Origin of the sequence: Novosphingobium sp. SG751A (assembly GCF_013149295.1) — a bacterium.
Classification (GTDB): Bacteria; Pseudomonadota; Alphaproteobacteria; order Sphingomonadales; family Sphingomonadaceae; genus Novosphingobium.
Window position 1 is genome coordinate 25,525 of record NZ_JABGCB010000002.1, and the last position, 26,167, is coordinate 51,691.

Annotated in this window: 20 protein-coding genes and 1 pseudogene; 9 read left to right on the forward strand and 12 right to left on the reverse strand. The window is 64.5% G+C overall.

Annotated elements, in window-relative coordinates:
- Positions 1 to 11: 11 nt before the first annotated feature.
- From FHW96_RS02570 to FHW96_RS02595, 6 genes are read left to right on the forward strand one after another with little or no spacing between them, the layout of a single operon-like run.
- Positions 12 to 1,409: a DUF4118 domain-containing protein gene (locus tag FHW96_RS02570; RefSeq protein WP_172339007.1), complete on the forward strand. Its 1,398-nt coding sequence runs from the start codon at positions 12 to 14 to the stop codon at positions 1,407 to 1,409.
- Entirely contained in the window at positions 1,406 to 2,089 is a 684-nt protein-coding gene (locus FHW96_RS02575; protein WP_172339008.1) for a response regulator transcription factor, read from the forward strand. The genes FHW96_RS02570 and FHW96_RS02575 overlap by 4 nt, the downstream gene beginning before the upstream one ends.
- Before the next feature lie 51 nt (positions 2,090 to 2,140).
- Complete coding sequence (locus tag FHW96_RS02580; RefSeq protein WP_172339009.1) at positions 2,141 to 4,150, forward strand: acyltransferase family protein; 2,010 nt, start codon at positions 2,141 to 2,143, stop codon at positions 4,148 to 4,150.
- A gap of 58 nt (positions 4,151 to 4,208) precedes the next feature.
- Positions 4,209 to 4,988, forward strand: a complete 780-nt coding sequence (gene modA / locus FHW96_RS02585) for a molybdate ABC transporter substrate-binding protein (RefSeq protein WP_172339010.1) — start codon at positions 4,209 to 4,211, stop codon at positions 4,986 to 4,988.
- Positions 4,969 to 5,673, forward strand: a complete 705-nt coding sequence (gene modB, locus FHW96_RS02590; protein ID WP_172339011.1) for a molybdate ABC transporter permease subunit — start codon at positions 4,969 to 4,971, stop codon at positions 5,671 to 5,673. The genes modA and modB overlap by 20 nt, the downstream gene beginning before the upstream one ends.
- A complete protein-coding gene (locus tag FHW96_RS02595; protein ID WP_172339012.1) occupies positions 5,663 to 6,286 on the forward strand; it encodes a molybdenum ABC transporter ATP-binding protein in 624 nt (207 codons plus the stop codon). Before modB ends, FHW96_RS02595 begins: the two co-directional genes overlap by 11 nt.
- Here the strand turns inward: FHW96_RS02595 and FHW96_RS02600 are convergent, their stop codons facing one another.
- On the reverse strand, positions 6,287 to 7,615 hold the full coding sequence (locus FHW96_RS02600; RefSeq protein WP_172339013.1) for an amidohydrolase: 1,329 nt from the start codon (positions 7,613 to 7,615) through the stop codon (positions 6,287 to 6,289).
- Positions 7,616 to 7,744: 129 nt separating this feature from the next.
- Between FHW96_RS02600 and FHW96_RS02605 the strand changes: the two genes are divergently transcribed.
- Positions 7,745 to 9,112, forward strand: coding sequence for an L-serine ammonia-lyase (locus FHW96_RS02605; protein ID WP_172339014.1), 1,368 nt, complete (start codon positions 7,745 to 7,747; stop codon positions 9,110 to 9,112).
- A 106-nt stretch (positions 9,113 to 9,218) separates the two neighbouring features.
- A complete protein-coding gene (locus FHW96_RS02610) occupies positions 9,219 to 9,944 on the forward strand; it encodes a hypothetical protein (RefSeq protein WP_172339015.1) in 726 nt (241 codons plus the stop codon).
- Between the two features lie 30 nt (positions 9,945 to 9,974).
- Here the strand turns inward: FHW96_RS02610 and FHW96_RS02615 are convergent, their stop codons facing one another.
- Positions 9,975 to 12,041, reverse strand: coding sequence for a tetratricopeptide repeat-containing sulfotransferase family protein (locus tag FHW96_RS02615; RefSeq protein ID WP_172339016.1), 2,067 nt, complete (start codon positions 12,039 to 12,041; stop codon positions 9,975 to 9,977).
- Between the two features lie 378 nt (positions 12,042 to 12,419).
- Here FHW96_RS02615 and FHW96_RS02620 point away from each other — a divergent pair, with 378 nt between their 5' ends.
- Positions 12,420 to 15,083, forward strand: a complete 2,664-nt coding sequence (locus tag FHW96_RS02620) for a TonB-dependent receptor (protein ID WP_172339017.1) — start codon at positions 12,420 to 12,422, stop codon at positions 15,081 to 15,083.
- A 69-nt stretch (positions 15,084 to 15,152) separates the two neighbouring features.
- Here the strand turns inward: FHW96_RS02620 and FHW96_RS02625 are convergent, their stop codons facing one another.
- From FHW96_RS02625 to FHW96_RS02665, 10 genes and pseudogenes are all read right to left on the reverse strand, one after another.
- The gene (locus FHW96_RS02625) at positions 15,153 to 15,821 is read right to left on the reverse strand and encodes a S8 family serine peptidase (protein ID WP_172339018.1); all 669 of its coding nucleotides are present in this window, start codon (positions 15,819 to 15,821) and stop codon (positions 15,153 to 15,155) included.
- The gene (locus FHW96_RS02630) at positions 15,814 to 17,595 is read right to left on the reverse strand and encodes an ABC transporter ATP-binding protein (protein WP_172339019.1); all 1,782 of its coding nucleotides are present in this window, start codon (positions 17,593 to 17,595) and stop codon (positions 15,814 to 15,816) included. Before FHW96_RS02630 ends, FHW96_RS02625 begins: the two co-directional genes overlap by 8 nt.
- Positions 17,508 to 18,512 carry a hypothetical protein gene (locus FHW96_RS02635; protein WP_371815613.1) on the reverse strand — a complete coding sequence of 335 codons (1,005 nt, stop codon included), beginning with the start codon at positions 18,510 to 18,512 and terminating at the stop codon, positions 17,508 to 17,510. Before FHW96_RS02635 ends, FHW96_RS02630 begins: the two co-directional genes overlap by 88 nt.
- Positions 18,509 to 19,609: a hypothetical protein gene (locus FHW96_RS02640; protein WP_172339020.1), complete on the reverse strand. Its 1,101-nt coding sequence runs from the start codon at positions 19,607 to 19,609 to the stop codon at positions 18,509 to 18,511. The genes FHW96_RS02635 and FHW96_RS02640 overlap by 4 nt, the downstream gene beginning before the upstream one ends.
- 53 nt (positions 19,610 to 19,662) lie before the next feature.
- The gene (gene qhpC / locus FHW96_RS02645) at positions 19,663 to 20,004 is read right to left on the reverse strand and encodes a quinohemoprotein amine dehydrogenase subunit gamma (RefSeq protein ID WP_172339021.1); all 342 of its coding nucleotides are present in this window, start codon (positions 20,002 to 20,004) and stop codon (positions 19,663 to 19,665) included.
- Positions 20,001 to 21,452, reverse strand: a complete 1,452-nt coding sequence (gene peaB, locus FHW96_RS02650; protein ID WP_172339022.1) for a quinohemoprotein amine dehydrogenase maturation protein — start codon at positions 21,450 to 21,452, stop codon at positions 20,001 to 20,003. Before peaB ends, qhpC begins: the two co-directional genes overlap by 4 nt.
- Positions 21,449 to 23,173, reverse strand: coding sequence for a quinohemoprotein amine dehydrogenase subunit alpha (gene peaA, locus FHW96_RS02655; RefSeq protein WP_371815614.1), 1,725 nt, complete (start codon positions 23,171 to 23,173; stop codon positions 21,449 to 21,451). The genes peaB and peaA overlap by 4 nt, the downstream gene beginning before the upstream one ends.
- Before the next feature lie 290 nt (positions 23,174 to 23,463).
- A complete protein-coding gene (locus FHW96_RS26635; protein WP_371815624.1) occupies positions 23,464 to 24,096 on the reverse strand; it encodes a molybdopterin cofactor-binding domain-containing protein in 633 nt (210 codons plus the stop codon).
- A gap of 6 nt (positions 24,097 to 24,102) precedes the next feature.
- A pseudogene (locus FHW96_RS26085) lies at positions 24,103 to 25,646 on the reverse strand (molybdopterin cofactor-binding domain-containing protein); the annotation flags it as partial.
- Entirely contained in the window at positions 25,643 to 26,131 is a 489-nt protein-coding gene (locus FHW96_RS02665; protein WP_371815615.1) for a (2Fe-2S)-binding protein, read from the reverse strand. The gene FHW96_RS02665 and the pseudogene FHW96_RS26085, both read right to left, overlap by 4 nt.
- Between the last annotated feature and the right edge of the window lie 36 nt (positions 26,132 to 26,167).

Genomic DNA, 26,167 nt, shown 5'->3' on the forward strand with positions numbered 1-26,167 from the left:
AGATGCCACCCATGTGGCGCGTGCTGACCTCTTATGCGATCCCCTTGCTGGGCGTCGCGCTGGTGACATGGATCACCAGCGCGATGCTGGCGCAATGGGGGCTGGCGTCTGCGGCGCTGCTGTTCCTGCTGCCGGTGCTGCTGGGCGCGGCGCGTGGCGGGCTGGGGCCGGGTCTGCTGGCGGCGCTGGCCGGGGCGGGGGCGTATAATTTCTTCCTGCTGCCGCCTTATTTCAGCTTTCATGTCCATGGGCCCGATCATGCGGTGTCGGTTCTCGTGCTGGTGCTGGTGGCGCTGGTCACCAGCCGCCTTGCCACTCGGCTGCGCGCGCGTGAGGAAGAGGCCAATGCCCGCGCCGCGATCAGCGAGGAGCTGGCGCAGATCTCGCGCCTGCTGGCCAAGGGCGCCCCGGTCGAGGCGCTGGAGCGCGCGCGGGCCTATGTGGCGGGGATCTATGGCCCTGTGCGGATTGATGGCTCGCAGGACGGCTTTTCCTCGCTTGATCAGGCGGCCTTTGCATGGGCGATGCATAATGGCGACGCCACCGGCCATGGCACGGGCGTGATGGCGGCGGCGGAATGGACCTTTCTGCCGCTCTCGCCCAAGGGGCGGGGCAGCCATGCGTTGATGGCTCTGGCGCGGCCCGCTGATGGTCATACGCGCCCGATGGTCCAGATCGAGCATATGCAGCAGGTCGCGCTTGTGCTGGGGCAGGGCTGCGACCGGATCGCGCTGGAGGAAGAGCGCCGCGCGCGCGAAACTCTGGCCGAGAGCGACCGGTTGCGGCGGACCTTTCTGGCCAGCCTCGCGCATGATTTCCGCACGCCCTTGACCGTTATCACCGGGCAGCTTGAGACGCTGGCCACCCGCAGCCCCGAGGCGGGCGAGGCGCTGAACGCCGCGCGCAGGCTGGAGCGCACGATGAGCGACCTGATCGCGGCGGCACGGATCGAGGAAGGCTCGCTGCGTCCGCAGGCCGAGAGCCTCGATCTGATCGACGCCGCCGATGCCGCCTTTGGCGCGGTGGTGGTGCCGGCGGGCCTCTCGCTGGGCCATGTGATCCCGGCCGATCTGCCCTTTGTGCGGGCCGATGCGGTGCTGCTGCATCATGTACTGATCAATCTGATCGATAATGCGCTGGGCCATGCGGCATCGCGGGTGATGTTGGGCGCGGCTTTGCGGGACGGACAGGTTGCGCTTTGGGTCGAGGATGACGGGCCGGGTGTGCCGCCCGATCAACGCGCGCGGATTTTCGAACGTTTCGCCCGGATCGAGGGCGGCGACCGCGCGCAGGGCAGCGGGCTTGGCCTTGCCATCGTGCGCGGTTTTGCCGAAGCGATGGGCATGCAGGTGAGCATCGAGGACAGCCCGCTGGGCGGTGCGCGTTTCATATTGAGGATGGGGGCATGAACCGGGTTCTGGTGGTGGATGATGAACCGGCGATCCTGCGCCTGCTGGGCGCGGTGCTGGCGCGCGGGGGCTATGAGGCGGCGGGAGCGGCCACGGCATCGGCGGCGCTGGCTGCCTTGCGCGGGGGGGGATTGTCGGCGGCGATCCTCGATCTGGGCCTGCCGGACCGCGATGGGCTGGAGCTTATCCCGCTGTTGCGGGCCGCCCATGTGCCGGTGATCGTCCTTTCCGCGCGTGAAGATGTGGGCGAGAAGGTGGCAGCGCTCGATCTGGGCGCTTCGGACTATATCACCAAGCCCTTTGACGGCGAGGAATTGCTGGCCCGCCTGCGCGTGGCGTTGCGGCAATCGGGGCATCCATCGGGCGCGGCGGCGCAGGAGGTGCTGGCCTATGGCCCCCTGCGCATCGACACCGCCCGCCATGAGGCCAGCATTGACGGGCGCGGGCTGACCCTGCCTCCCAAGGAATTCGCTTTGCTTCAGGCGCTGGTCGAGGCGGGCGGGCGCATCCTGACCCATGCCGCCTTGCTGGAAAAGGTCTGGGGCCGGGCGCATGTGGGCGATGTCGAATATTTGCGCGTGGCGATCCGGGCCTTGCGGCTGAAGGTCGAGGAGGACCCGGCCCACCCCCGCCTGATCCGCAACGAGCCGGGCATCGGTTATCGTTTGATGGAGGGCTGAACTCTTACTGTACTTGACCGGCTGCCTGCCTTGCGTGCAAGGCCGCGCGGCATGGCATCCCATCCCAAACCCTTTCACCGCGCCGATATTGACGGCCTGCGCGCGATCAGCGTGGGCGTGGTTGTCGCCTTTCATGCGTGGTGGCGGCAGGGCTTCGGCGGCTTTGTCGGGGTGGACATTTTCTTTGTCATCTCGGGCTATCTGATCTCAGGCGCGATTTTCGATGATGTGAGGGCCGGGGGCTTCTCGCTGGCGGCGTTTTACGGGCGGCGGGTGCGGCGGATCTATCCCGCGCTGATCACTGTGCTGCTGGCCACTTTCGCGTTCGGCTGGGTGCAGTTGTTCGATGACCGGTTTGCGCAACTGGGCGCGCATCTGGCGGGGGCTGCGGTGTTCGCCTCCAACCTCGTCCTCTATGCCGAGAGCGGCTATTTCGACGCCTCCTCCGATGCCAAACCCCTGCTCCATCTGTGGAGCCTTGGGGTGGAGGAGCAATTCTACATCCTCTGGCCGCTGGCGGTCATGCTGGCGTGGCGATGGCGGGGCGCGCAGGGGGTGGTTTGGGCGCTGGGGCTGGGCTTTGCGGCCAGCATGGCCCACGAACTATTCCTGATGCGGATTGACACATCGGCCGCCTTTTACATCCCCACCGCGCGTTTCTGGGAAATGCTGGCGGGGGCCGCGCTGGCCTGGGTCGAGCGTCGCCGGGTCGGCGCGATACCGCTGCGCATGGCGCATGGGTTCAGCCTGATCGGCCTCGCGCTGTTGCTCGGCAGTTTCCGCTACATCACTGAGGGCGGGGTGCCTTTCCCCGGTTGGGCGGCCCTGGCGCCGGTGGGCGGGGCGGTGCTGTTGCTGGCGGCAGGGCCAAGGGCGCTGGTCAATGCGCGGCTGCTCTCGCTTTTGCCGATGCGCTGGCTGGGGCAAATCTCCTATCCGCTCTATCTGTGGCACTGGCCGGTGCTGGTGCTGGCGCGGACATCGGGATGGGTCGATGGTTGGGCGATGCTGGTCTGTGTGGGCGTGGCCGTCGCACTGTCATGGATCACGGCGCGCTGGATCGAGCCGCCTTTGCGCTATGGCGGCTCGGCCACGCGCAAGGTCAAGGGCCTGCTGGCGGCGATGGGGTTGCTGGGGCTGGGCGGGCTGGTGGTGGCATGGGCGCATGTCCCCTCGGCCGGCCATGCGCGGGTCGAACCGCTGACGCGCGAGATCGGCTGGAGCATCCCGGTGGGCAGCGAGGCGCAGGGGCGGGCCTGCGTCGCGCTGATGCCGGGGCGGGGCGCGCTTGTGCCGGGGGTTGCGGGCAATGATTTCTGCTATCTGGCGCGTCCCGGCGCGCCCGATGTTGCGCTCATCGGCGATTCGCTCAATCTCAGCCTGTTTCCGGGTCTGGCTTCCTATCCGGACCTCAACGTGCTTATCGCCTCGGCCAGCGAGGCCGCGCCTTTCTATGACACGACCACCACCGAGAGCTTTGACCGCACCCGCCTCAACAATTGGAAGCTGACCAATCAGGCACTGGATTACGCGGTGGTCAGCCCTTCGATCCGGGTGGTGGTGCTGTCCTATGCCAATGGCGACCAGTTGCTGCGGCGCAGTTCAGCCCATGACATGACCGACCGCGCCGACCCCACGCCCGCGCCGCCCGAGGCCCGCCTTGAACGCGCGCTGCGCCGGACGTTGGCGCGGCTGACGGGGGCGGGCAAGGGTGTGATTATCACGCTGCCCAACCGGCGGATGGGGTTTGATCCGCCCGATTGCCTGACCGACCTGCGGCCCCTGCACGGCCCCGCCTATCGCCACCCCTGCGGCGAACCGCGCGGCGGCGTGCTGGAGGATGCGCAGGACGCCTATGCCGCGCAGGTCCGCCGCGTGGCGAAGGATTTTTCCGGCGTGGTGCTGGTCGATCTGGCCGGGCCTTTGTGCGATGCGCGCCTGTGTTATGCGATGCGGGGTGGGCAGATGTATTATCGCGACCGCTTGCACCTGTCCGATGCCGGATCGCGGGCGGTGGCGCCGGTGTTGCATGACGCCATTCGGGCGATGATGCATCGGTAAAGCGCTTGCCCGGCGCAAGTTTCGATATACATAGCGATATTGAAAGGGGCGCCCTCCAATGTTTCGCAGGATGATCTTTGCCGCGCTGGCCTTGCTTGCAATGTCCGCCGTGGGGCCCGCCATGGCGCAGGCGCCGCGCGGGCCGCTGGTTCTGGCTGCGGCCAGCCTTCAGGAATCGCTCAATGCCGCCGCCGACACATGGGCGGCGCAAGGCCATCCGCGCCCGGTTCTCTCTTTTGCGGCCTCATCCGCCCTTGCGCGCCAGATCGAGAATGGCGCGCCCGCTGACCTGTTCCTATCGGCCGATGAGGAATGGATGGACCATGTGGTCAAGGCCCCCGGCGGCCGGGTAAAGCCCGGTACGCGGATCAGCCTGCTGACCAATTCGCTGGCCCTGATTGCGCCTGCGCAGAGCGCGGTGCGGTTGACCATCGCGCCGGGTTTCCCGCTGGCTGCTGCGCTGGGGCCGACCGGGCGTCTGGCGATGGGGCAGGTGGCCTCGGTCCCGGCGGGCAAATATGGGCGCGACGCGTTGATCGCCCTGCGCGTTTGGCCCGCCGTTGAGGGCCGCGTGGCGGGCGCCGACAGCGTGCGTTCGGCCATGGCGCTGGTCTCGCACGGCGAGGCGCCGCTGGGCATTGTTTACGCCACCGATGCGCGGGCGGATAAAAAGGTGCGCGTGGTCGGTATCTTCCCGGCTAATTCGCATAAACCTATCGTCTATCCGCTGGCCCGCCTGTCGGCCTCGACCAACCCGGATGCCGAGGGCTTCCGCCGCTTCCTTGCATCGCCGCAGGGCAAGGCGATATTCCGCGCCTATGGCTTTGGCACCAAATAGCATCAGCCCCGAGGAATGGGGCATCATCTGGCTTTCGCTGAAGGTCAGCGCGGCGGCGATGGTCGCCACGCTGCCGGTGGGCTTTGCGCTGGCATGGGCGCTGGCGCGGGGGCGGTTTCCGGGGCGGGTGTTGCTTGATGGGCTGGTGCATCTGCCGCTGGTGCTGCCGCCGGTGGTGACGGGTTGGATGCTGCTGATCGTGTTTGGCGGACAGGGCGTGGCGGGGCGCTGGCTGGCAGCGATGGGGATGCCGGTGATGTTTCGCTGGACCGGGGCGGCGCTGGCGGCCTCGGTCATGGCGCTGCCTTTGATGGTGCGGGCGATCCGCCTGTCGCTGGAAAGTGTGGACCGGCGGCTGGAGGCGGCGGCGCGCACGCTGGGGGCCTCACCCATGCGGGTGTTTGTCACGATCACTTTGCCGCTGGCGCTGCCCGGCGTGCTGGCTGGCATGGTGCTGGGCTTTGCGCGCAGCCTTGGCGAATTTGGCGCGACGATCACCTTTGTTTCGAACATTCCGGGCGAGACGCAGACCCTGCCGCTGGCGATCTATGCCGCCTTGCAGGTGCCGGGGCAGGAGGGGATCGTGACGCGACTTGCGCTGATTTCGGTTGGCCTGTCGCTGGTGGCGCTGGTGGCGTCCGAGGTGTTGACGCGGCGGATGGGGATGCGCGCGCATGTCCTTTGAGGTTGACGTAAGCATCACGCGCGGCAGCCGCCGAATTGCCGCCGGCTTTGCGACCGGGCCGGGGATCACCGCGCTGTTTGGTCGGTCGGGCGCGGGCAAGACCAGCGTGCTGGACATGATCGCGGGGCTGGCGCGGCCCGATGAGGGGCGGATCGCGGTCGGTGGGCGGGTGCTGTTCGATGCGGAGGCAGGGATCGACCTGCGGCCGGAGGTGCGCGGATGCGGCTATGTGTTCCAGGATTACCGCCTGTTTCCGCATATGAGCGTCGAGGGCAATCTGCGCTATGGCTGGCGCATGGCCGCGCCCGATGCGCGATGGATCGCCTTTGAACAGGTGGTGGAGTTTCTTGGCCTTGGCGGCTTGCTCACCGCCCGCCCGCGCCGCCTGTCGGGGGGCGAGGCGCAGCGGGTGGCGATTGGCCGCGCGCTGCTCTCGGGCGCGCGTTTCCTGTTGATGGACGAGCCGCTTTCCTCGCTGGATGCGGACCGCCGCGAGGAGATCATGCGCGTTATCGAGCGCATCCGCGACGAACTGGCCCTGCCGATCCTTTACGTCAGCCATGACCGGCGCGAGGTGGAGCGACTGGCGGGCCAGATTGTCGAGATGGACTGATTATTTCCCCGCTACTGACAGCACGGCCAGCGCCAGCGTCTGCACCCCGGCGCGGATCGAGGGCTGGGCCAAGGGCGCGAAGAAGGGCGAGTGGTTGACCGGAACCGGCTTGCCCTCGGCCTTCAGCCGGTCCAGCATCGCCGGATCGCTGCCGCCGATGGAAAAGAACACCGATTTGGACACGCCCGCCATCACGAATTCGGAATAATCCTCGCTGGCGGTCCAGCCCGGCTTATAAGCAGGCTCCAGCCGCACCGCGCCGGGCAGGCCCGCTTTAGACAGCACGGCATAGGTGCTGGCGCCAAGGGCCTCGTCATTGACCACGCTGGAAATACCATGGCGGCGGGTCACTTCGGGCGCGGGCGCGCGCGACATGTCAGCCACCGATTTGGCGGTGATATCAACGCCGGTGTTGAGCAGTTTACGCGTTTCATCGTCGAAGGAGCGCAGCGAGAGGCCCAGTTCCGCCGTGTCGGGGATGATGTTGGCCACCGTGCCTGAACGGAAATAGCCCACCGTGACGACGCCGAATTTCTGCGGGTCCTTCTGGCGGCTGATGACGGTCTGCACGTCCTCGACAAAGCGGGCGCCCATGACGATGGGGTCGATGCTCATATTGGGCATCGAGCCATGCGCGCCTTGCCCGTGAAAGATGATGCGCACCGAATCGGAATTGCTCGTGGCCACGCCCTGCTTGACCTCGATGTCGCCCGCCCGCGCCGCGCCGACATGGGCGGCAAAGGCGTAATCGGGTTTGGGGAAGCGGGTAAACAGGCCATCGTCGATCATCGCGCGCGCGCCTTCGCCGATTTCCTCCGAAGGCTGGCCGATCATGATCAGCGTGCCCTTCCACTGATCCTTCATCGCCACCAGCGCCTGCGCCGTGCCCAGCCACCATGCCATGTGGATGTCATGGCCGCAGGCATGCATGACATAGGTGGTCTTGCCGTCTGCTCCGGTCTGCTGCGCCTTGCTGGCCCATGCAAGGCCCGTCTTTTCCTCCATGGGCAGCGCGTCCATTTCCACACGCACCATGACCACCGGGCCGGGGCCGTTCTTCAACACGCCGACAAGCCCGGTCTTGCCGACATGCTCGGTCACCTCAAAACCCAGCTTGCGCAGCTTTTCGCTCAGGATGCCCGCCGTGCGCGTCTCGGTAAAACCGATCTCCGGGTGGCTGTGCAGATCCTTGTAAAGCGCTTCCAGTTCGGGCCAGTTCTTGGTGGTCTGCGCGTCGATGCGGGCGGCGGTGCCGGGCTTGACCGGGGCGGCAAGGGCGGGAAAAGCAGCCATCATCAAGGGCAGGCAAAGCAGCATCGCGCGGCGCATCGGGATCTCCTGAGGTGAATGTGTTATGTTGCATAAGGCTTTACTGGCCGCGCTGCGTCAAGGAGCGTATTGTGCGGCCAGCATGGTGCGGCAGGAAAGCGCAACCAAGGTCGCGGGAAGAGAAGCCAGATGGCAGTCAGCATATTTGAATTGTTCAAGATCGGTGTGGGGCCGTCATCGAGCCACACGATGGGGCCGATGACGGCGGCCTGTCGGTTCGTCTCGGCCTTGGGCGAGAGTATCAGCCGCGTGGCGCGGGTCGAGGTGGCGCTCTATGCCAGCCTCGCGCTGACCGGGCGGGGCCATGCCACCGATACGGCCACCATCGTTGGCCTGCATGGCATTGCGCCCGAAGAGGCCGACCCCGATGCCGCCGTGGCGCTGATCGAGCAGGTGCGCGCCAGCGGGCGGATGATGCTGGGCGGGGTGCAGGACATTGCCTTTGACGAGCGGGCCGACATCTTGTGGCTGGGGCGCGAGAGCCTGCCGTTTCACCCCAATGGCATCCGGTTCACCGGATTTGATGCGGAGGGCGGGGTTCTCCTGACCCGCACCTATTTCTCCATTGGCGGCGGCTTTGTGGTGGACGAGGATCAGACCACGGCGAACGCCCCGGTCGAGGATCACGACGAGCCCTATCCCTTCACCACGGCGGCCGAACTGCTGGAAATGGCGCAGCAGGGCGGCTTGACGATTGCGGGCCTTGCGCTGGCCAATGAAGACGCGCGGCGGCCGCGCGCCGAGACGGAGGCGGGCATTGCCCGGATCGCGGCGGCGATGGACGCCTGCATCGAACGCGGCATGAGCCAGCGCGGCGAATTGCCCGGCGGGCTGAAGGTCCAGCGCCGGGCTGCCCACTTGCGCGAGCGTTTCTATGCGCGGGTCGAAAGGGTGCTGGCCGATCCGCTGGCTACGCTCGATCTGGTCAATCTCTGGGCCATTGCGGTCAATGAGGAGAATGCGGCGGGCGGCAAGGTGGTGACTTCCCCCACCAATGGCGCGGCTGGGATCATCCCGGCGGTGCTGCGCTATGCCGAGCGATACCATGGCGCCGACGATGCGGCCAAGGGGACCTTCCTGTTGACCGCCACCGCGATTGGCGGATTGTACAAGCGCAACGCCAGCATTTCGGCCGCTGAGGTGGGCTGTCAGGGCGAGGTGGGCGTGGCCTGCTCGATGGCGGCGGCGGGGCTGACCGCGATCATGGGCGGCAGCAATGGCCAGATCGAGAATGCCGCCGAAATCGCCATGGAGCATAATCTGGGCCTGACCTGCGACCCTATTGGCGGATTGGTCCAGATCCCCTGCATCGAGCGCAATGCGATGGGCGCGGTCAAGGCCATTGATGCGGCCCGTCTGGCGCTGGGCGGGGATGGCACGCATCTGGTCAGTCTGGATCAGGTGATCGAAACCATGCGCCGTACCGGGGCAGATATGATGAGCCAGTACAAGGAAACCTCGCTGGGCGGATTGGCGGTTTGCGTTCCGGCTTGCTGATCGCACGGCTGGACCGTTCCGTTACGGGCCTGCGACAAAAACGCGCTTGCCTATAGCCATCGAGTATCTATCACCACGCGCCACGGGTTCGCAGGAGTTTGTTTCGATGAAGAGATTGGTGTTGGCGGTTGCGGCGATGCTGATGGTGGCCGCGCCGGCCCAGGCCCGGCATCATAGGGCCTCGCATACGGCGGCCAAGGTCACGAAGAAGAAAGCCGTTGCCACGTCCGTCAAGGGGCGCAAGGCCGAGAAGGCGGTTCACGGCAAGGTTGCGGCAAAGAAGCTGAGCCGGGCGGAAAAGCGTGCGCTGGCGCGGGCTGAGGCCAAGGCGAAGACGCGGCCCAAGCTGACGCGGGCCCAAAAGCGGGCAGAGCAGCGCGAACTGGCCCGTGGCAAGCACAAGGTCGAGCCCAGGCTGACCCGTGCGCAGCAGCGCGAACTGGCGCGTGCCGCCAAGGCTGAAAAGCAGGCTGCACCCAAGCTGACGCGGGCGCAGAAGCGCGCAATGGCCAAGGCGGAAAAGCACGGCAAGCTGACCCGTGCGGAAAAGCGGGCGTTGGCCCAGGCGCAAAAGGCGACTGCCAAGGCGGCCCCCGCGCATCGCATGACCCGCGCCGAACGCCGCGCCGCCGCGCGTGAGGCACGCCAGTCGCGCCATAGCTCGCGCTATGCCTCGCGTCGTTCGTCGGGTCGTGGTTCCTCTGGGCGCTCGGCTGCGCACACTGCCTATACGCCGCCGCATTACAACGCCCCGCCGCCGGTGCCCAGCGCCAGCGGGCCGAGCAGCGGGTTCAACGCTGCCTTTCGGGATATCCATCCCAACGGGCAATAAGCAAAAGGGCGCCGCAACCGGCGCCCTTTTTCATTGGGCCAGATGCGCGGCCCAATCCTGCGGCGGATCGGGATAGGCCTCGATCACCGGCCCCAGCGCATCACGCAGCGGGGCCAGCCAATCGGCGTAATGGGTCCATTGCTCCAGCCCGTCGCGATAGATCGGGCGGCGGACCTGTTCGCTGCTGGCGGTGCGTACGGCGCGTTTGTTTTCCCAGAAGGACAGGCAGGCCTCTTCAAAATCGACACCGACATAGGTCAGCAGACGCGCAACCTCGGCCTGGGTGTCGGCCACCATCTGTTCGTAGATGACCCGGTGGACAGCGCCGGGCACAGCCTCGTCAAAAGCAGCCATTTGGGCGACATAATCGCGGTAATATGCCCCGATTTCGGCCAGATCATAGGTGAACACCTGACCGCGCGCGAAATGCTGTTTCCAGCCTGAAAAGCAGCAGGCCATCGGGTGACGCCGCGCATCGATGATCCTGGCGCGCGGCAGGATCATCTTGATAAGCCCCGCATTCTGCCAGTTATTGGGCATCTTGTCGATGAACAGTGGCCGGTCTGTCTGGCGATGAATCCGAGTCAGGTCGATATATTCCTCGCCCAGTCTCGTCCGGTCGGCGGGCGAGAGCGAGGCCAGCAGGTCGCCATAGGAGGCGTACTCGCCCTGCTCGGCGCGCGATTTCAGACGTCCGGCGATCATCATCATCTCGGGCAGTTCATGCGTGCCCTCGATCATCGAATGGCTCGACAGGATCTGTTCCACCAGCGTCGAGCCGGAGCGGGGCAGGCCGAGGATGAAGATCGGATCGGGGGCCATGCAGCCGCCTTCGCCATCGCGCGCGGCATAGAAAGGCGCGGTGAAAGTGGCCGCATGTTCGGCCGCCGCCTCATGTGTGCCTTGCGCGCTATAGTCGATCTCGGCGCGGCGCAGGCGGTTGGCTGTCGCGTAATGATCAAAGGAGGCGGCGTAATCGCTGGCATCCTCCAGCGCCTTGCCCAGCGCGAAGTGGAGGTGAAACAGGTCTTCGCCGGTCGGACCCGTGGCAATCGCGGCCTGCATCGCGGCGCGGTCCTCGGCCGTGAATTTGGCGGTTTTCAGATTGGCCAGCGACCACCATGCTTCGCCCATCGTGGCGGTGATGCCGATGGCGCGGCGATAGGCCTCGACCGCGGCGTTTTGATCGCCCAACGTCTTGCGCACATGGCCCAGATTTTGCCAGACATGAGCGTTGTCGGGCGCGTCCCTCAGCAATGCTTCATAGATCGCCCCCGCGCCCTCCTGATCGCCCAGCCGCACCAGCACCGAGGCTCGCAACAGCCGGTGCGCGGGGCTTTGCATCGGCGAGGCGCAGAGCGTTTCGGCATGGGCCTGCGCCTCGGGCAGGCGGTTGGTCTGCAGCAGCAGGCGGATCAGGAAATCGCGCGCGAGATCGAAACCGGGCGCCATGTCCAGCGCCTTTTCCACCCATACCATCGCCTCGGCCAGATCGCCCCGGCGCCAGTGGATTTCCCCGATCAGCCGGGTGGCCGAGGCATCGTCCGGGACGCGGCCGAGGCGGGCGCGCAGCATCGCCTCGGCCGCGTCCAATTCACCCGCGTTCATCGCCAAGGCGGCCTTGACCAGTTCGGGGTCTGAGGAGGATGCGTGGATCGCCGACAGATCCGCGCGCCATGCCTTGTCCGTCTCGCCCAGCCGCCGCCATTCGCGCGCCAACAGATACCATCCGCTGGCCACCTGCGGCTGCGCGCGGGTCAGAGTTTCGAGCGCGGCCACGGCACGGCGGCCATCGCCCACCTCGCCGGCAGCCTGCGCCAGTTCCCACAGGATCGGTGCCACACCCGGCTGCGCCCGGTCCAGCGCGATCAGGCGGGTCAGCGCCGATTGCCCTTTGCCCATCCGGCGCAGGGCCTGCGCCGCGATCAGTTCGGCGGGTGGAAGGCCGCGATGCGCCTTGATTAGTGCCTCTGCCCGCGCCAGTGCCATGGCCGGATCGCTGTCCAGCAAACGCGCCGCCTCGGCCAGCGCCGCCCCCGGCACAGCCTGCGCAGATGGGCGCGGCGAAGGTCGCGCAGCGATGGTCCCAAGAGCCATGGATGTCCTTTCAGCAGGCCGGTCTGGCTTGCTGTTGTCGCGCGCTGCACCTGCGTAAACATATACGTCAGACGACGTAACCCCTCGGGACATCTTGCGTTGTTTGCTCCCTTGACTCGCGGGGCACCTATGACATTCTTGCGAAACCGGACGACCGTACTAATTGCTGCAATCGCGTAAGGGGCACCAGACGCAGCGCAGCCAATCGGGTCGCCAGGGGGTTCAATGACGTTTCGGCATCCGGCGGGTGCATTGGCGTAAAACATTGTTTTCGCCGGATGATCCCGCTTGTCTGGCGAACATGGCCTGAGCCCGTTGCGGGAAGAACAGGGCTGAGGATTTCGGGGCAGATTGGCCAGTAATGGGGGAAGCATTACGATGATTGCAGAGTTTTCCAAAAGATCGCGCCGGGTGATCGCGCTGAGCGCGGCGACATTCCTGACGCCCTTCGCGCTGGTTGGGGCTGCCCATGCCGCGGGCACCGATGCTGCGGCTGATCCTGCGCCGGCGGCTGCCGATGGCGGCGGTCTGGGCGACATCGTGGTGACCGCCACCCGCCGTTCGGAAAGCGTCCAGAAAGTGCCGATCTCGATGCAGGCGCTGAGCATGGAAAAGCTGGCCGAGCGCAACGTTAAAGGTTTGTCCGACTTTGCTTTGCTGATGCCCTCGGTCTCTTTCGCCGGGCTTGGGCCGGGGCGCCAGACCGCTTATTTCCGCGGCATTGTTCCGGCGGGCGGCACTTACGCCTCGGTCGGCTATTACCTTGACGATATTCCCATCACCGGCACCGGCGTTCCCGACATATTCGTTTATGATATGGAGCGCGTCGAGGGCCTGTCGGGACCGCAAGGCACCCTGTATGGCGCAGGCTCGCTGGCGGGCACCATCCGCATGATCACGAACAAGCCCAAACTGGGCAAGTTCGAATGGGGTTATGACACTGAGGCCAACAAATACGGCAAGGGCGCTTTTGGCGGCCAGTTGGCCACTTATGCCAACATCCCCTTTGGCGACAATCTGGCCGCGCGCGTGGTGGGTTTTTATCGCAAGGAGGGCGGCTATGTTGATAACACGCCCAACAATGGCAAGTTCAACGATGGTACGACCTCGACCCTGAAGCTTGGCGATGCCAATCCGGCTACCAATTACACGCTGAACAATGCTGCCATCGCCAAGAAGGATTACAACCCCGTCTATATGTACGGCGGGCGCCTTTCGGTGCTGTGGGAACCGACGCCGGGCTGGCAGATCACCCCCGAACTGGCGGGCCAGTCGCAGACGGCCTATGGCTATTTCGGCTATGACCCGCGCGTCGGCGATCTTCAGGTGCATGACTATGACCTGACGCGCCGTCAGGATTCATGGTATCAGGGCGCGCTGTCGGTCCATGGCCATATTGGCGATTTCGATGTGGTGTCCTCGACCGGCTATTTCGGTCGCAAGGTTCACCTGCAAAACGACTACACCTACTATACCGTGACCTATGACAATTTTGGTCCGGGCTATGAGAACTATCTGCAATTCTTCAGCAAGGATGGTTGCACTGGTTCGGGTGCTTCGATGAAGTGCAACAAGCTGATCAATCCGACCCAGTATTTCGAAGGCTGGACCTATTCGGAAAAGCTGACCCAGGAATTGCGCCTCTCCACCCCTAAGAGCTGGCCCTTTGACGCCACCTTTGGCGGTTTCTATCAGTGGCAGAAGACCGAGAACAACAATTACTATGGCATCCATGGTCTGGCCGATATTGCCGGTTATACCAAGGCGGGCGGCGGAGACAGCAATCCGGCCGGTTTCGGCATTCCCACCACGGCGGGCGGCACCATGATCCTCGGCTCGCCTGCGGTAAAGGGCGATGGCTTTTATATCAACGAAAACAATCAGTACACGCATGACACTGCGGTGTTTGTCGAAGGCCATTACAACATCACGCCCAAGTTGAAGATCACGGGCGGGTTGCGCTATTTCTGGACTGATTACTGGACCACCGGTTTTGCCGGTGTGGCCGCTTCGGCCCGCAGCACGACGACATCGAAGAACATGCTGACCGGCACGATGGGCTGTTCGCTGCCGCTGCCGACCGAGCGCCTGACCTGCCGCAACACCAACATGCTCGATCCCAACCAGATCGGTCGGTACAGCGAGCAGGGCGAGACACATAAGGTCGCGGTCAATTATCAGTTGACGCCCAGCAAGATGGTTTATGCCAATTATTCCACCGGCTTCCGTCCCGGCGGCTATAACCGTCCGCTGCGTGTCAGCGGGGTGGGCGTGTTCAGGGTCGATCCCTTCAAGTCGGAGACGCTGACCAATTACGAAATCGGCATCAAGACCCAATGGGGCAATAATTTCCGCTTCAACACCGCCATCTACATGGAAGAATGGAATAATATCCAGTATTCCGTCGTGGTGGCCGGCACCCAGGGCGCGGGCATGACCGGCAATGCCGGCAAGGCCAAGGTCTATGGCATGGAATATGAAGCCGACCTCAAGCTGGGCAAGGTGACGGTTTCCAGTTCGGGCGCCTATAACCGCGCGCGGCTGGATGGCAATTTCTGCAATTTCAAGGCCGACAAGACCAATTTGACGATTGCCGCCGACCCCACCTGTTCTTCGGGCATCGCCGCGGCCAGCGGTAGCCGCCTGCCGCGTCAGCCGGAATTCAAGGGCAATGTTTCGGTCCGCTATGACACCGAATTTGGTGACTATAAGGCCTATCTGCTCGGCTCTGCGCTGTATCAGAGCAGCGCCACGCAGGACCTTAAGTTGTCCAATAACAACCTGCTGAACTGTCAGGATATTGCAGCGGCCGAAACGGCGGCAGGGCGTCAATGCACGACGAAGGGCTTTACCACCTTCGATTTTTCGGCCGGTTTGAAAAAGGATAACTGGGCCTTTGACATCTATATCCAGAACGCCTTCGACGGTCGAGGCGTGCTGACCACCAATACGTTCTGTTCGATTGATTTCTGTGCCGGTTCCTCGCGCAACTTTACCGTGCGCCCGCAGATCTTCGGCATCAAGTTTGGTCAGAAATTCTGACCTGACTCATTCTCTTCACCCTGCGAAGGACAACTTAAGCCCCCATGGTTCGCGCCATGGGGGCGTTTTTTACAGGGCGGGATGGGAAGATAGCGCCGCCCGCAGGGCGACGGACGTCTTATGCACCCGCGCCAAAGCCGCGGCAAATCCGCTGGCCTGGGCCACGGCAAAGCTGATGCCATAGAGGTTGCGCCGTTGCGGCACACCGGGGATTGGCCGGGGATAGCCGCTGGCGACCATCTGTCCATCGCGCCACTGGAATGTCTCGCGCGGAATATCCCAATCCAGCCCCACGCCCAAGACACCGGGCAGCGATCCGGGCAGGCAAGGCAGGCCATCGGCCTGCGCGGCGGCCAACACCAGCGCGCCCGGCGCCCCGGCGATGGCTTCGGCAAACAACGGGGCATGGGCGGCATTGGTGGTGCCAAGGCTGAGGTTGATGATATGCGCGCCTTGCTGCGCAGCGATGCCTATGGCGCTGGCCAAACCCATCGCGCTGCTGCGCAGGGCATCGTGAAAGACGCGGATGGGCAGGATGTCGGCCTCCGGCGCCTTTTCCTGTATCGCGGCGGTGACGGCGGTGCCATGGCCTAATCGGTCGATAGGGATGGCGCCCTGTTCGATGATCATACCATCCGCGCCGATCGCGAAACCGGGGCGCAGGCGGGCCGGGTCGATATGCGGGTGATCGGGATGCACGCCGCTGTCGATCACCGCGACCAGAATGCGTTCAGCCATAAGTCGTCATGCCATCTTTCAGGGTAATCACCATGTCCGCCATCGCGGCCAGCGCGGGCTTATGCGTGATGACGATCAGCGTGGCATGGGGCAGGGCCCGGCGCAGGCCGGCGGCGATCAGCGCCTCGGTATCGCCATCGAGCGCGGCGGTGGGCTCATCCAGGATCAGCACATCGGGCCGCCGCAACAGCGCGCGGGCCAGCGCCACGCGCTGCCGCTCGCCCGCCGAGAGGGCCAGCCCGCGCTCGCCCACCGGCGTATCCAGCCCCTGCGGCAGGCGGGCCAGCAAAGCCTCCAGCCCGGCATCATGCGCGGCGGCGATCACCGCATCGTGCCCCGGATCGTTCAGGCCAAAGGCGATATTGGCATAAAGCGAGGCGTTGAACAGAAAGGGCGTCTGTTCGACCAGCAGCACCGCATGGCGCAGATCGCCCAGCGCCACCTCGCGCAGGTCCAGATCGCCCAGCATCACCTGCCCGCCATCGGGGTCGATCATCCGCACCATCAGATCGGCCATCGTCGATTTACCCGCCCCGCTGGGGCCGAGGATCGCGCAGAAGGCCCCCGCGTGTATGGTGAAATCGGCGTCATGCAGCACCGGCGCCCGGCCATGCGAGAGGCGCACGTGATCGAAGCGGATGCTGCAAGGCCCGGCGGGCAGGGGCAGGGGGCTGGTCGCCTCCTCCACCTCGGGCGCGGTGTCCATCAATTCAAAGATCCGCGCCAGCGCCACGCGCGTCTGGGCCAGCGTGGCGGACAGGCCGAGCAGGCCCTGAATAGGCGCGAACAGGCGCTGCTGATAGGCGAGGAAGGCAACCAGCGTGCCGATGGTCATGCGCCCGGCGGTGATCTCATAGCCGCCCCACAGCATGGCGCCCGCCGTCGAGGCGGAAAGCAGGGTGCCCGGCACCGCGCCGGAGAGAAAGGATGTCACCTGCATCCGCAACATGGCGCGCACGAAGCCGCCATTGGCGATGGCAAAACGCTCCCGCTCGCGCTCCTGCGCGCCCAGCGTCACCACCGTGCGCATCCCCATGATCGTATCGACCAGCATGCTGCCAATATCGGCGCCTGCCTCGCGCATTTGCCGCGACAGTTCGGTCAGCCGTTTTTGCGCGCGCAGGAAAGCCCCCACCGCCAGCGGCACCAGCACCACGCCCACCACAAACAGGCGCCAGTCGAGCCAGAGCATCAGCGCGATGCTGCCCGCCAGAAACAGCAGATTGGCCAGCGCGGCCAGTAATGTGTCGCCCGCCACGCGCTGAATATCGGACACATCGCTGTTCAACCGGCTCATCAGATCGCCAAGGCGGAAGCGGCCGAAGAAGCGAGGCGAGAGCTTTTGCAGATGCGACAACACCGCGATGCGAATATCAAACAGCATCGCCGCCGAGAGCGAGACATGCAGCCAGCTTGCCGCAATGTTGAGCACATAAGAGCCCACCGTCGCTCCCAGCATCAGCCCTGCCACGCGCCACAGCACGCCCATATCGTGCCGCATCAACGCGCCATCGATCATCAGCTTGGAAATATAGGGCTGGGCCAGGCTGAGCCCGGTGGCCATCAGGCTGACCAGCATGACGGCGGGCAGGCGCGGCAGATAGGGGCGCAGATAGGGCCAGAGCCGCCGATAGGCCGCCCATGGCGCAGGAGGTGGGGAAGCATGGAAAGCGTTATGCGGCGCGTTCAGGTCGCGGCCTCCCGTTCGATCAGTTGAAACCCGCGCAGCAGATAGCGCGGTTCGGGCATATGCGCGAGCTGCGCGGTGGTCCATGCGTAACCTTGCGCAAGGGCTGCCACCTGTTCGCGCCACCATGGGCCGTCGCCGCCGGTGGCATAGAATTGACCTGAAATCTGAATATGGCGGCGCAAAGAGGCCGTCAGCATCGAATGGTAATGCGTGGCCAGCGCAGTCGGATCGCCCTTGTGCGCGATCACCGCAGCGGCGAGGATCGCCTCGCGCACCGATTGCGCGCTGCCATCGCCACAGATAGGGTCAAACGCGATGGCCGACATGCCGCAGGCCAGCCAATCCGGCCCGGCCAGCCGCGCCAATTGACGCGGCGCGGTTTCAAACCCCGGCGAACTCTCGCCAAGGCCCGCGATCAGGGGCGCGATCAGCAGGCTGCCCTCCAGCAGGCGCTCCAAGGGCGCGCCTACGCCCAGCAACCAGCATTGCGCCGGGCAGGAGGGGATCAGAAACAGCCAGCCCTGCGCCACCGCCTCGATATGGCAGCACGCATGATCGGCCCCGGCCCGCAGCATCACGCGCGCTGCCATCGCCCGCCGCTGGCCAAAGCGCATCAGCGAGGCATCAGGAAAGGGCGGGGCACAATGGAGCGTGGCGACGGGCGCAAGGGCATCGGCATCGCCCGCCAGTTCTCCGCCCAGCGCCGTGATCAGATCATCCTCGGACACGACCACCGCGCCATGGGGCATGGACAGTGCATCACCGCCCCAGCGCACCACGCGCCGCGCGATCCGGTGGGCATCGGCAAACAGATCATCCCGCCCAAAGGCATCGCGGATCAGCCCCAGCGCTGCGTCCGAAAGCATGATCACCGGCACGGGCGAACGCCGCATCGGCTCATGCCCAATCGCAAACCCCGCGTCGCGCAGCAAATGCGCCGCGCAAGCCCCCGCCAGTCCGCCGCCCCGGATCAGCACGGACTGGCGCGGCGCTTCGCTCACTGGGCGTAAACCAGCCCCGCCATGGTGGCGTCGGCGTCAAGGTTCCACGTCTTGTCCCATTTCAGCGTCTTGGCGTCATAGACCTCGATGTCATAGCTGGCGCCATAGATGTAGAGCTTCTTGCCATCGCTCGACATGCCGAACTGGAAACGCGAGCGGCAGGGGAATTCGGCCTTGTCCACCACCTTGTTGGTGCCAAGGTCGAAGTGCCAGATTTCGCAGCGTTTGTTGCCCGTCGTGCCCTGCGTGGTGACGGTATAACCGTCCTTGCTGTCGGGCGTGATCTGCAGGCCCGCCATCTGATAGGGCGCCGGGCCGATGGGGGTGAAATCGAAGGTTTTCGACGCCAGCTTGAAGCGGCCGATGCCAAAGATCTTGTTGTGAATATAGGGATCGGCCGCGGTAAACAGCGAGACATATTCGTCATTGTTGCGCAGCAATTCCACCCCGCCGCCAAAGCTGGTGTTTTCCAGCCCGGCGCCCTCGGGCTTGGCCATGTCGATGCGGTCCACCACCTTGAAATCGCTGGTGTTGAGGATCACCACTTTGTCGCGGAACAGATAGAGCAGCTTGCCATCGGGCGAGATCATCATGTTGGCACGCGCGGCGTTGAGCGCATTGTCCTCGTCGGGCAGATCGACGGTCTTCACCACCTTCTTGAGCGTCAGGTCAATGGTGGCATATTGCCATTTGCTGACCTTGTAGCGGTCGACCGATTTGTCGATCGTCATCATGATCGTATAGAAATACTTGCCCGTCGGATCGGGCACGCCGCCGGTAAAGCGATATTTGGTGGTCGGCGTGTTCAGGCTGAACTTGTTCAAAACCTTGCGCGTCGCGGTGTCCAGCACCTCAATCCCGCCGGTGGTGATGGTGGTGACATAGATCCGTTTGTGATCGTTCGACAGGCGCAGCGAGGTGGGCAGGCCGGTGTCGAGCTTGATATGCTCGGCGATCTTGCCGGTGGTTTCCTCCACCACGAACAGCTTGTCCGGGTAGGTGCCCATCACGATGGGGGCGGCACTTGCGGCCACAGGAGCGGCGGCCAGCAACAGACCGGCCAGACGGAAAGGTTTGCCAAAGCGAGAATGCGTCATGTGGCAGGCTCTTTCATAAGAAGACTCGCGAAATCAGGGCCGCCAAGGCCCGATTACGGAAAGATGATGTCCAGACTGCGCCAGTCCTTGGCCGCGGCAGAGCAATTGCTGGCCCAATCGGGCGAGTAATTGACATGGTCGGGCACCTGCACCGGCCAGAAGCAGGTGACATAGCAGTCATAGATGTCACGCTCGACGGGCTGGCAAAGGCCCGCCGTGCCGCCGCTGGCATCCACTTCCCAGCCGGGCGAGAAGGACAGGGTGCAGCCCATCGGCACATGCGGGCGCACTTGCTGTTGCAGGGCCACGACATCGTCCTGCATGGCCGCAATCTGCGTGTCCACGCTTTCGTCAATCGCCTTGGCCTTTTGGTTGATGGGGCGCAAATGCTTCATGACAGGCCCTTTCTTTCAGCAAACTTTTCGAGGAATTCGGGGTTTTGCACCGCCAGCGTGCCCTGAATTTTTAGGCACGTATCGGTCCATTCGCGGATCCAGTCGCAATAATGCAGATTGGCGTGACCGGTGTCGCCATAGCGCACGAAGGCCTCGTGATGGCACCCGCCCGCGCATAAAGGACGCGCCCAGCAGGATTGGCATTCATACTTGGCGCCCACATGGCCCTTGGTCAGGAACTCGCCCTGCGCCTTGCGGTCGATGCCCGATGAAACATGGCCCATCACATGGCTGTCGGCGTCGGTAAAGCGATGGCAGGGCGAGAGATCGCCCGAAGGGCCGACGCCCAGCAGGCCCAGACCTGCGCCGCAGGGATGGCTCTTGTTGGTGCCCTGAACCAGCTCGCCAATGGTTTCCGAAACATTGGAAAACCCGTGCATTCGGCCTTTAAGCGCGTAATCGAGCCATTCATCGGCCAGTTGGTGGAACTGCTCCAGCACAGTGACCATGCCTTCCTCGCCCAAGGCATAGGCCTGCTCGCCCGATTCCGTGACCGGCGCAAAACCGACCTCGTGAAAGCCGATATCCTCGCGCAGGTGGCGGAAGATGCTGACCACATCGGTCACGCCCTTGCTCAGCGTCACGCGCGCGGTGATCGCGCGGGTGCGATGGCGGGCGATCAGCTTGCGCAGCTTGGGCTCGATAACGTCATAGCTGCCCTTGCCGCTCTTATAGACGCGGCGCTTGTCCTGCATCTCCTTGGGACCGTCGATGCTGACGGTGACGCCAATCTGCTGGGTCGCGAGAAATTCGATGATCTCGTCGGTCAGCAGCGTGGCATTGGTGGTCAGGCTGAAGGTTATGGTGCGACCCTGGGCCGTGGCCTGATCCGTGGCATAGGCGACGACCTGCCGCAGCAGCGGAAAGTTCATGAGCGTTTCGCCGCCGAAGAAGGTGATATGCACCGCCGGACGCCCGCCCGACTGCGCCAGCAGCAGATCGACCGAGGCCTTGGCCGTGTCGATCGTCATATATTTGGGTTTGCCGTTTGGCGTGGCGATCTTGTCCGCGCCAAATTCATAGCAATAGGTGCAGGCCAGATTGCACTGGTTGGTGACGTTGAGCACCAGCGCCTGAAGCGGATAATCGCCCTCCGGCTTGGCCGGGGCGGGGGCTGCCACCGTCTGATCCGAAACGATCACGCGGGCAAGGCGCAGCTCGCGCACCAGATCTTCGGCATCGGCCGCGCTGTAGCCCGAGCCGGTCAGCGCCGTAACCAGATCGGCATGGGCCATCTCGGCGCTGTCCAGCATGGCCAGCACGTCGCCCACCGCGCCGTCGAGCGCGAAGATCGCGCCAGCCGATACGAGGTAGATGAAATCCTGCCCCTGTGCGTCAAAGCGGTGGACTTCGCCGCTGCGATAGGTGTGGGTCAAGGGCGCGCTCATTGATTCACCTCCGGCTGATCCCAACGCTTATAGGCAGGGACGGTTACGACCATGAAAGCCTTGGCGGTCAAAGGCTTGCCATCGGCGCCCTTTTCAGCCTTGGCGGTCGCGGTCACCCAGACCTCGCCGTAATTGTTGCGGTTCCATTTGCGCTGGGGGTTGGGCCCGTCGATGTTGGGGGTGAAGAAGCCGGCGGTCGAAAGCTTGCCGACGAAATTCACGTCATCATCGTAATAGACCGAGGGGAATTCTCCCATCGAGAAGGTGGCGTCGATCGGGCCGATAGCGACATCGTCGGCCGTGCCCACCTTGCCATCGGCGCCCTTGTCATAACCAATGGCCTCGAATTGCAGATAGCCCTTGGGGTGCTTCTCGCTGCCGCCAAGGCGGGCCAGCGAGGTTTCGGGCGTGACCTTGATGTAATCGACCTTTTTGTAGATCGGCAGCGCCTTTTCCAGCACCGCCCCGCCAATGGCCACGTCATGCGCGCCCACTGTGGCGTCGGCCGCCACATCGACGCTCAGCACGATCTCGTCATCGCTGGCCGAAACGATCTTTCTGGCCACAACGCCCTTGCCCAGCGTGATGTCCGACAGGACAAATTTGGTCGGCAGCTTGTCGCCAATGATGTGGAGCTGCGCGCCCATCGTGCCGGTCTTGACCGCATCGGGGGTGACGCTGGCGATGGTGGGTTCGGCGCTGGCCTTGGTCAGCTTGACGTCAAAGCCGAATTCCTCATAGGCGCCCCAGTACCAGCGCCCCGCCGCCGACTTCTGATCGGGGGCAAACCACATGGTTTCGCGGGCCTCATGGGCGGGGGCATCCGGGGCGGCCATATCGCCCGCGCCCTTCGACTTGCCGCGCCAGGAATAGCCTGAATAGACGATGCCGCTGCCCGTGCGGGTGATCGTGCTGCCGTCCTTGAGCGATTTCAGCGTGATCGTGGTGGTGAAATCATCACCCTTGGGCGCGATCACCATCGATCCGGCATAGCGGCCCTTGCCGGGAAGGTCGGCCGAAACCAGCCATTTGCCCGCCAGAGCGGCCGGGCGCATCCGCGCGCTCCACGATGCCCATTCGGCTGAATGCAGCGGGGCGGTCTTGCGCATATATTCCAGCGCAACCTCGCCCGGCGTCGGCCCCTTGGCCGCCGGTGCGCCATAGCCCTGCGGGATGCCATGTTCGTCAACGCCGCGGCGATATTGCACTTCGGCCTGCGAATAGAGCGCGACGTGGAATTCCTGAAGCAGCTTCCACTCATTGGCCGACCGGCGCCAGCTCAGCGGCTGGGCAAAGGCGTGGCACGAGGCGCAAGCCGCGCGAACCGTTTCGTTGGGGATGTTGGTTTCATCCAGCACGCGCTTTTCGGTCAGATACATGACCGGCTTGGCCTCGTCCGGCGCCAGACCATGGCTGGCCGAAAGCGAGCGGATGACCTTCTTGGCGTCCTCGGCGGTGATGACCAGCCCGTTGAGCTTGACCATGCGGTGGATCGCCTGCGCCCAGCCCTCGGGCGTGGTGCGCATCCACGAAATGCGCGACAGGTTGCCCTTGCCGTCATTGGTGTGGCACGCGCCGCATTTGTCGATGACCAGCTTGTCGGTCACGGGAATGCCCGCTTCCTTTTCGCCGGCCTGTTCGTCGGCCTGCGCCACCGCCGGCGCTGCGCCATGCAGCACCGCCATGCCCAGCGCTGTGGCCGTCAGGCCCAGCAGAGCCAAGCGGCGCCGATGCCTTGATGGCGTATGTTTGAATGACGCAGGCGCGCCAATATCCGAAGGATCGGACGGGAAGGTCATAGTATCAAATTCCCCCCAAGCTGGAACTCGCTGGCTCAAACTGTGGCGCCATGAATCGGCGGCTTCGGGGAGAAGATTGGACAGGCGTCAAAAATCCTTCAAGCGCCTTTTTGCCTTATACGCAGTTTGGCGCAAACCGCCCGGGGCCATGACAGAAAAACCCGCCCCCTGCTGTGCAAGGGACGGGTTTTATCGTGCATTTCGGGCGTTTTTCAGGCCGGCTTCAGCGGCAATTGGCGCAGCCTCTGACCCGTTGCGGCAAAGATCGCATTGGCCAGCGCCGGGATCACCGGGGGCAGCGAGGGTTCGCCAAGCCCGGTGGGCGGATAATCGGTTTTCAGAAATTGCACCGCGATTTCGCGCGGCACCTGCTCGATGCGGATGAGGGGGAAGTCACCAAAGCTCTCGGCCTGCACCACGCCCTTCACCTGCTCGATCTTCTGCTCGACCATGCCCTGGCCAAGGCCTTCGTTGACCGCGCCCTGCACCTGATGGCGCGCGTTGATCGGGTTGATGATCTGGCTGCCGATGTCACCGCAGGCCCAAACCTTGTCCACCCGCACATTCGCGCCGTCGGTGATGGTGACATCCACCACTTCGGCAAAATAGCCGCGATGGCTGAAATAGAAGCCAAAGCCGCGCCCGCGTTTCTCGCCCTTGGGGCCGGGGGCCAGCTTGCCGCCCTGCCAGCCCGCCATTTTGCACACGCCGTCGATCACCGCGCGCGCCCGGCCCGAATTGAGCACTGGCCGCCCCGGCACCACCGCCAGATCGCGCGGCGCCCCCAGCGTGCGGCGCATCAGTTCGGGCAGATCGATCCCGGCGGCTTGTGCGATTTCGTCCATAAAACTTTGATAGACAAAGGATACCGCATTGGATGTGGGCGCGCGCAGCCAGCCTGTCGCCAGATTGGTCGGCAGATAGGTGATGCCGATTTCGGAATCGGCCAGCACATTGACCGGGAATTCAAACGGGCTCATCTCCGCCGCGCGGATCGGTTTGCCATCCTTGCCAAAGCTGACGAAATGGTCGCGGAAGGCGATCAGATCCCCTTTGGCGTCCAGCCCAGCAGTAAAGCGGTGCCAGCCTGCGGGGCGGTAATAATCGTGGCGCAGATCATCGGTCCGGTCGAACAGGATCTTGACCGGTTTGCCCGGCAGAGCCTTGGCCACCTGCGCCACCATCACCATGTAATCATTGATCAGCCGTCGCCCAAAGCCGCCGCCGATCCGCGTCTGGTGGATGGTGATGTCCTCGCCCTTCATGCCAACATGGCGGCGGTGTCATTGCGGCCATTGTTCGGCGCCTGACTTGGCGCCCAGATTTCCAGCTTGCCATCGACCCAGCGGCCCGTGCAATTCTGCGGCTCCAGCGTGCCATGGGCGAGGAAGGGATAGGAGTAGTCCGCCGTGATGGTCTTGACCGCGCCCGCCAGCGCCTTGGCCACATCGCCGTTTTTGGCGTGTGTAACCTGCGGCCCGGAGGCAAAGGCGGCGGCGGCTTGCCGGTCATAGGCCTCGGTGGAAAAGCCGACTTGCGCGGCATCGTCCCACGTCACCTTGACCGCCTCGCGCGCATTCTTGGCCGTCCACCAACTGTCGGCCACCACGACCAGCGTGTCGAACTTGCCGGGCGCGACCGAATTGCTGTTCACCGGCACCACGGCCAGCACGCCCTTGCGTTTCAGCGCGGCAGCGGGGTCATGGGATGCGATGGTAGCGCCATGGGCGGGGGCCTTGATGATCGCGCCATGGATCAGGCCGGGCATATCCACGTCGATGCCGAACAGCGGCTTGCCCTGCGTGATGGCCACCGTATCGACGCCGATCTTGGACTGGCCGATGATGGAAAAGCGCGAGGGATCTTTCAGCGCCACCTTGGCCAAATCGGGTGCCGTTTCGGAGGCAGCGCCCCGCGCAAAGGCGGCATAGGGTGCGCTCCGGCCCGAGGCCGCATGGGAAACCTTGCCCGCCGCCGTGGTCAGGCTGCTCGCCTCCACGCCCCATTCCTTGGCCGCCGCACTCAGGATCATCGCCCGCGCCGCCGCGCCGACCTGTCGCATCGGCAGCCAGTTGTTCGGCGTCGAATTCGACCCGCCCGCGCTTTGCACGCCATAGATCTTGTCATTGGCCAGCGTGGGCTCGATCACCACCTGATCCCAGCCCAGATCCAGCTCTTCGGCGATCAGCATGGGCAGCATGGTTCGGATGCCCTGACCGATCTCGGGGTTCTTGGAGCCGATGACGACCTTGTTATCCGCCCCGATGCGGATGAAGGCATTGAGCGCAACCGCTCCCGGCTCCTGCGCCAGAGCGATCCGCGCCTCAAATGCCAGTGCGCCAGCCCCCACCAGCGAGGCGGCCATGAAACCGCGACGATCAATAACAGCGCTCATGCCGCGTCTCCCGTCACATCGGCCATTCCGGCTGCTTTCCTGATCGCGCGGCGGATGCGCAGGTATGTGGCGCAGCGGCACAGATTGCCGTTCATCCCCGCGTCGATCTCCTCATCGCTGGGCTTTGGATTGGCCAGCAACAGCGCCGTTGCCGACAGGATCTGGCCCGCCTGGCAATATCCGCATTGCGGCACGTCGATCTCGCGCCACATTTCCACCAATTTCGCGCCTTGCGGCACGGCGCTTGCGCCCTCGATGGTGGTGATCTTATGCCCTGCCGCGGCCGATACCGGGGTCTGGCACGAGCGCACCGCCTGTCCGTCGAGCAGCACCGTGCAGGCCCCGCAAAGCCCTTGTCCGCAGCCGAACTTGGTGCCCGGCATCTTCAATTCCTCGCGCAGCACCCAGAGCAAAGGCTTGTCCGCATCGGCGCTCACGCTGACCGGTTTGCGGTTGATGGTCAGGGCGAATTTTCCTTGGCTCACGTTTGCGGGCTCCTGATGGGATACTTAGCGATACTG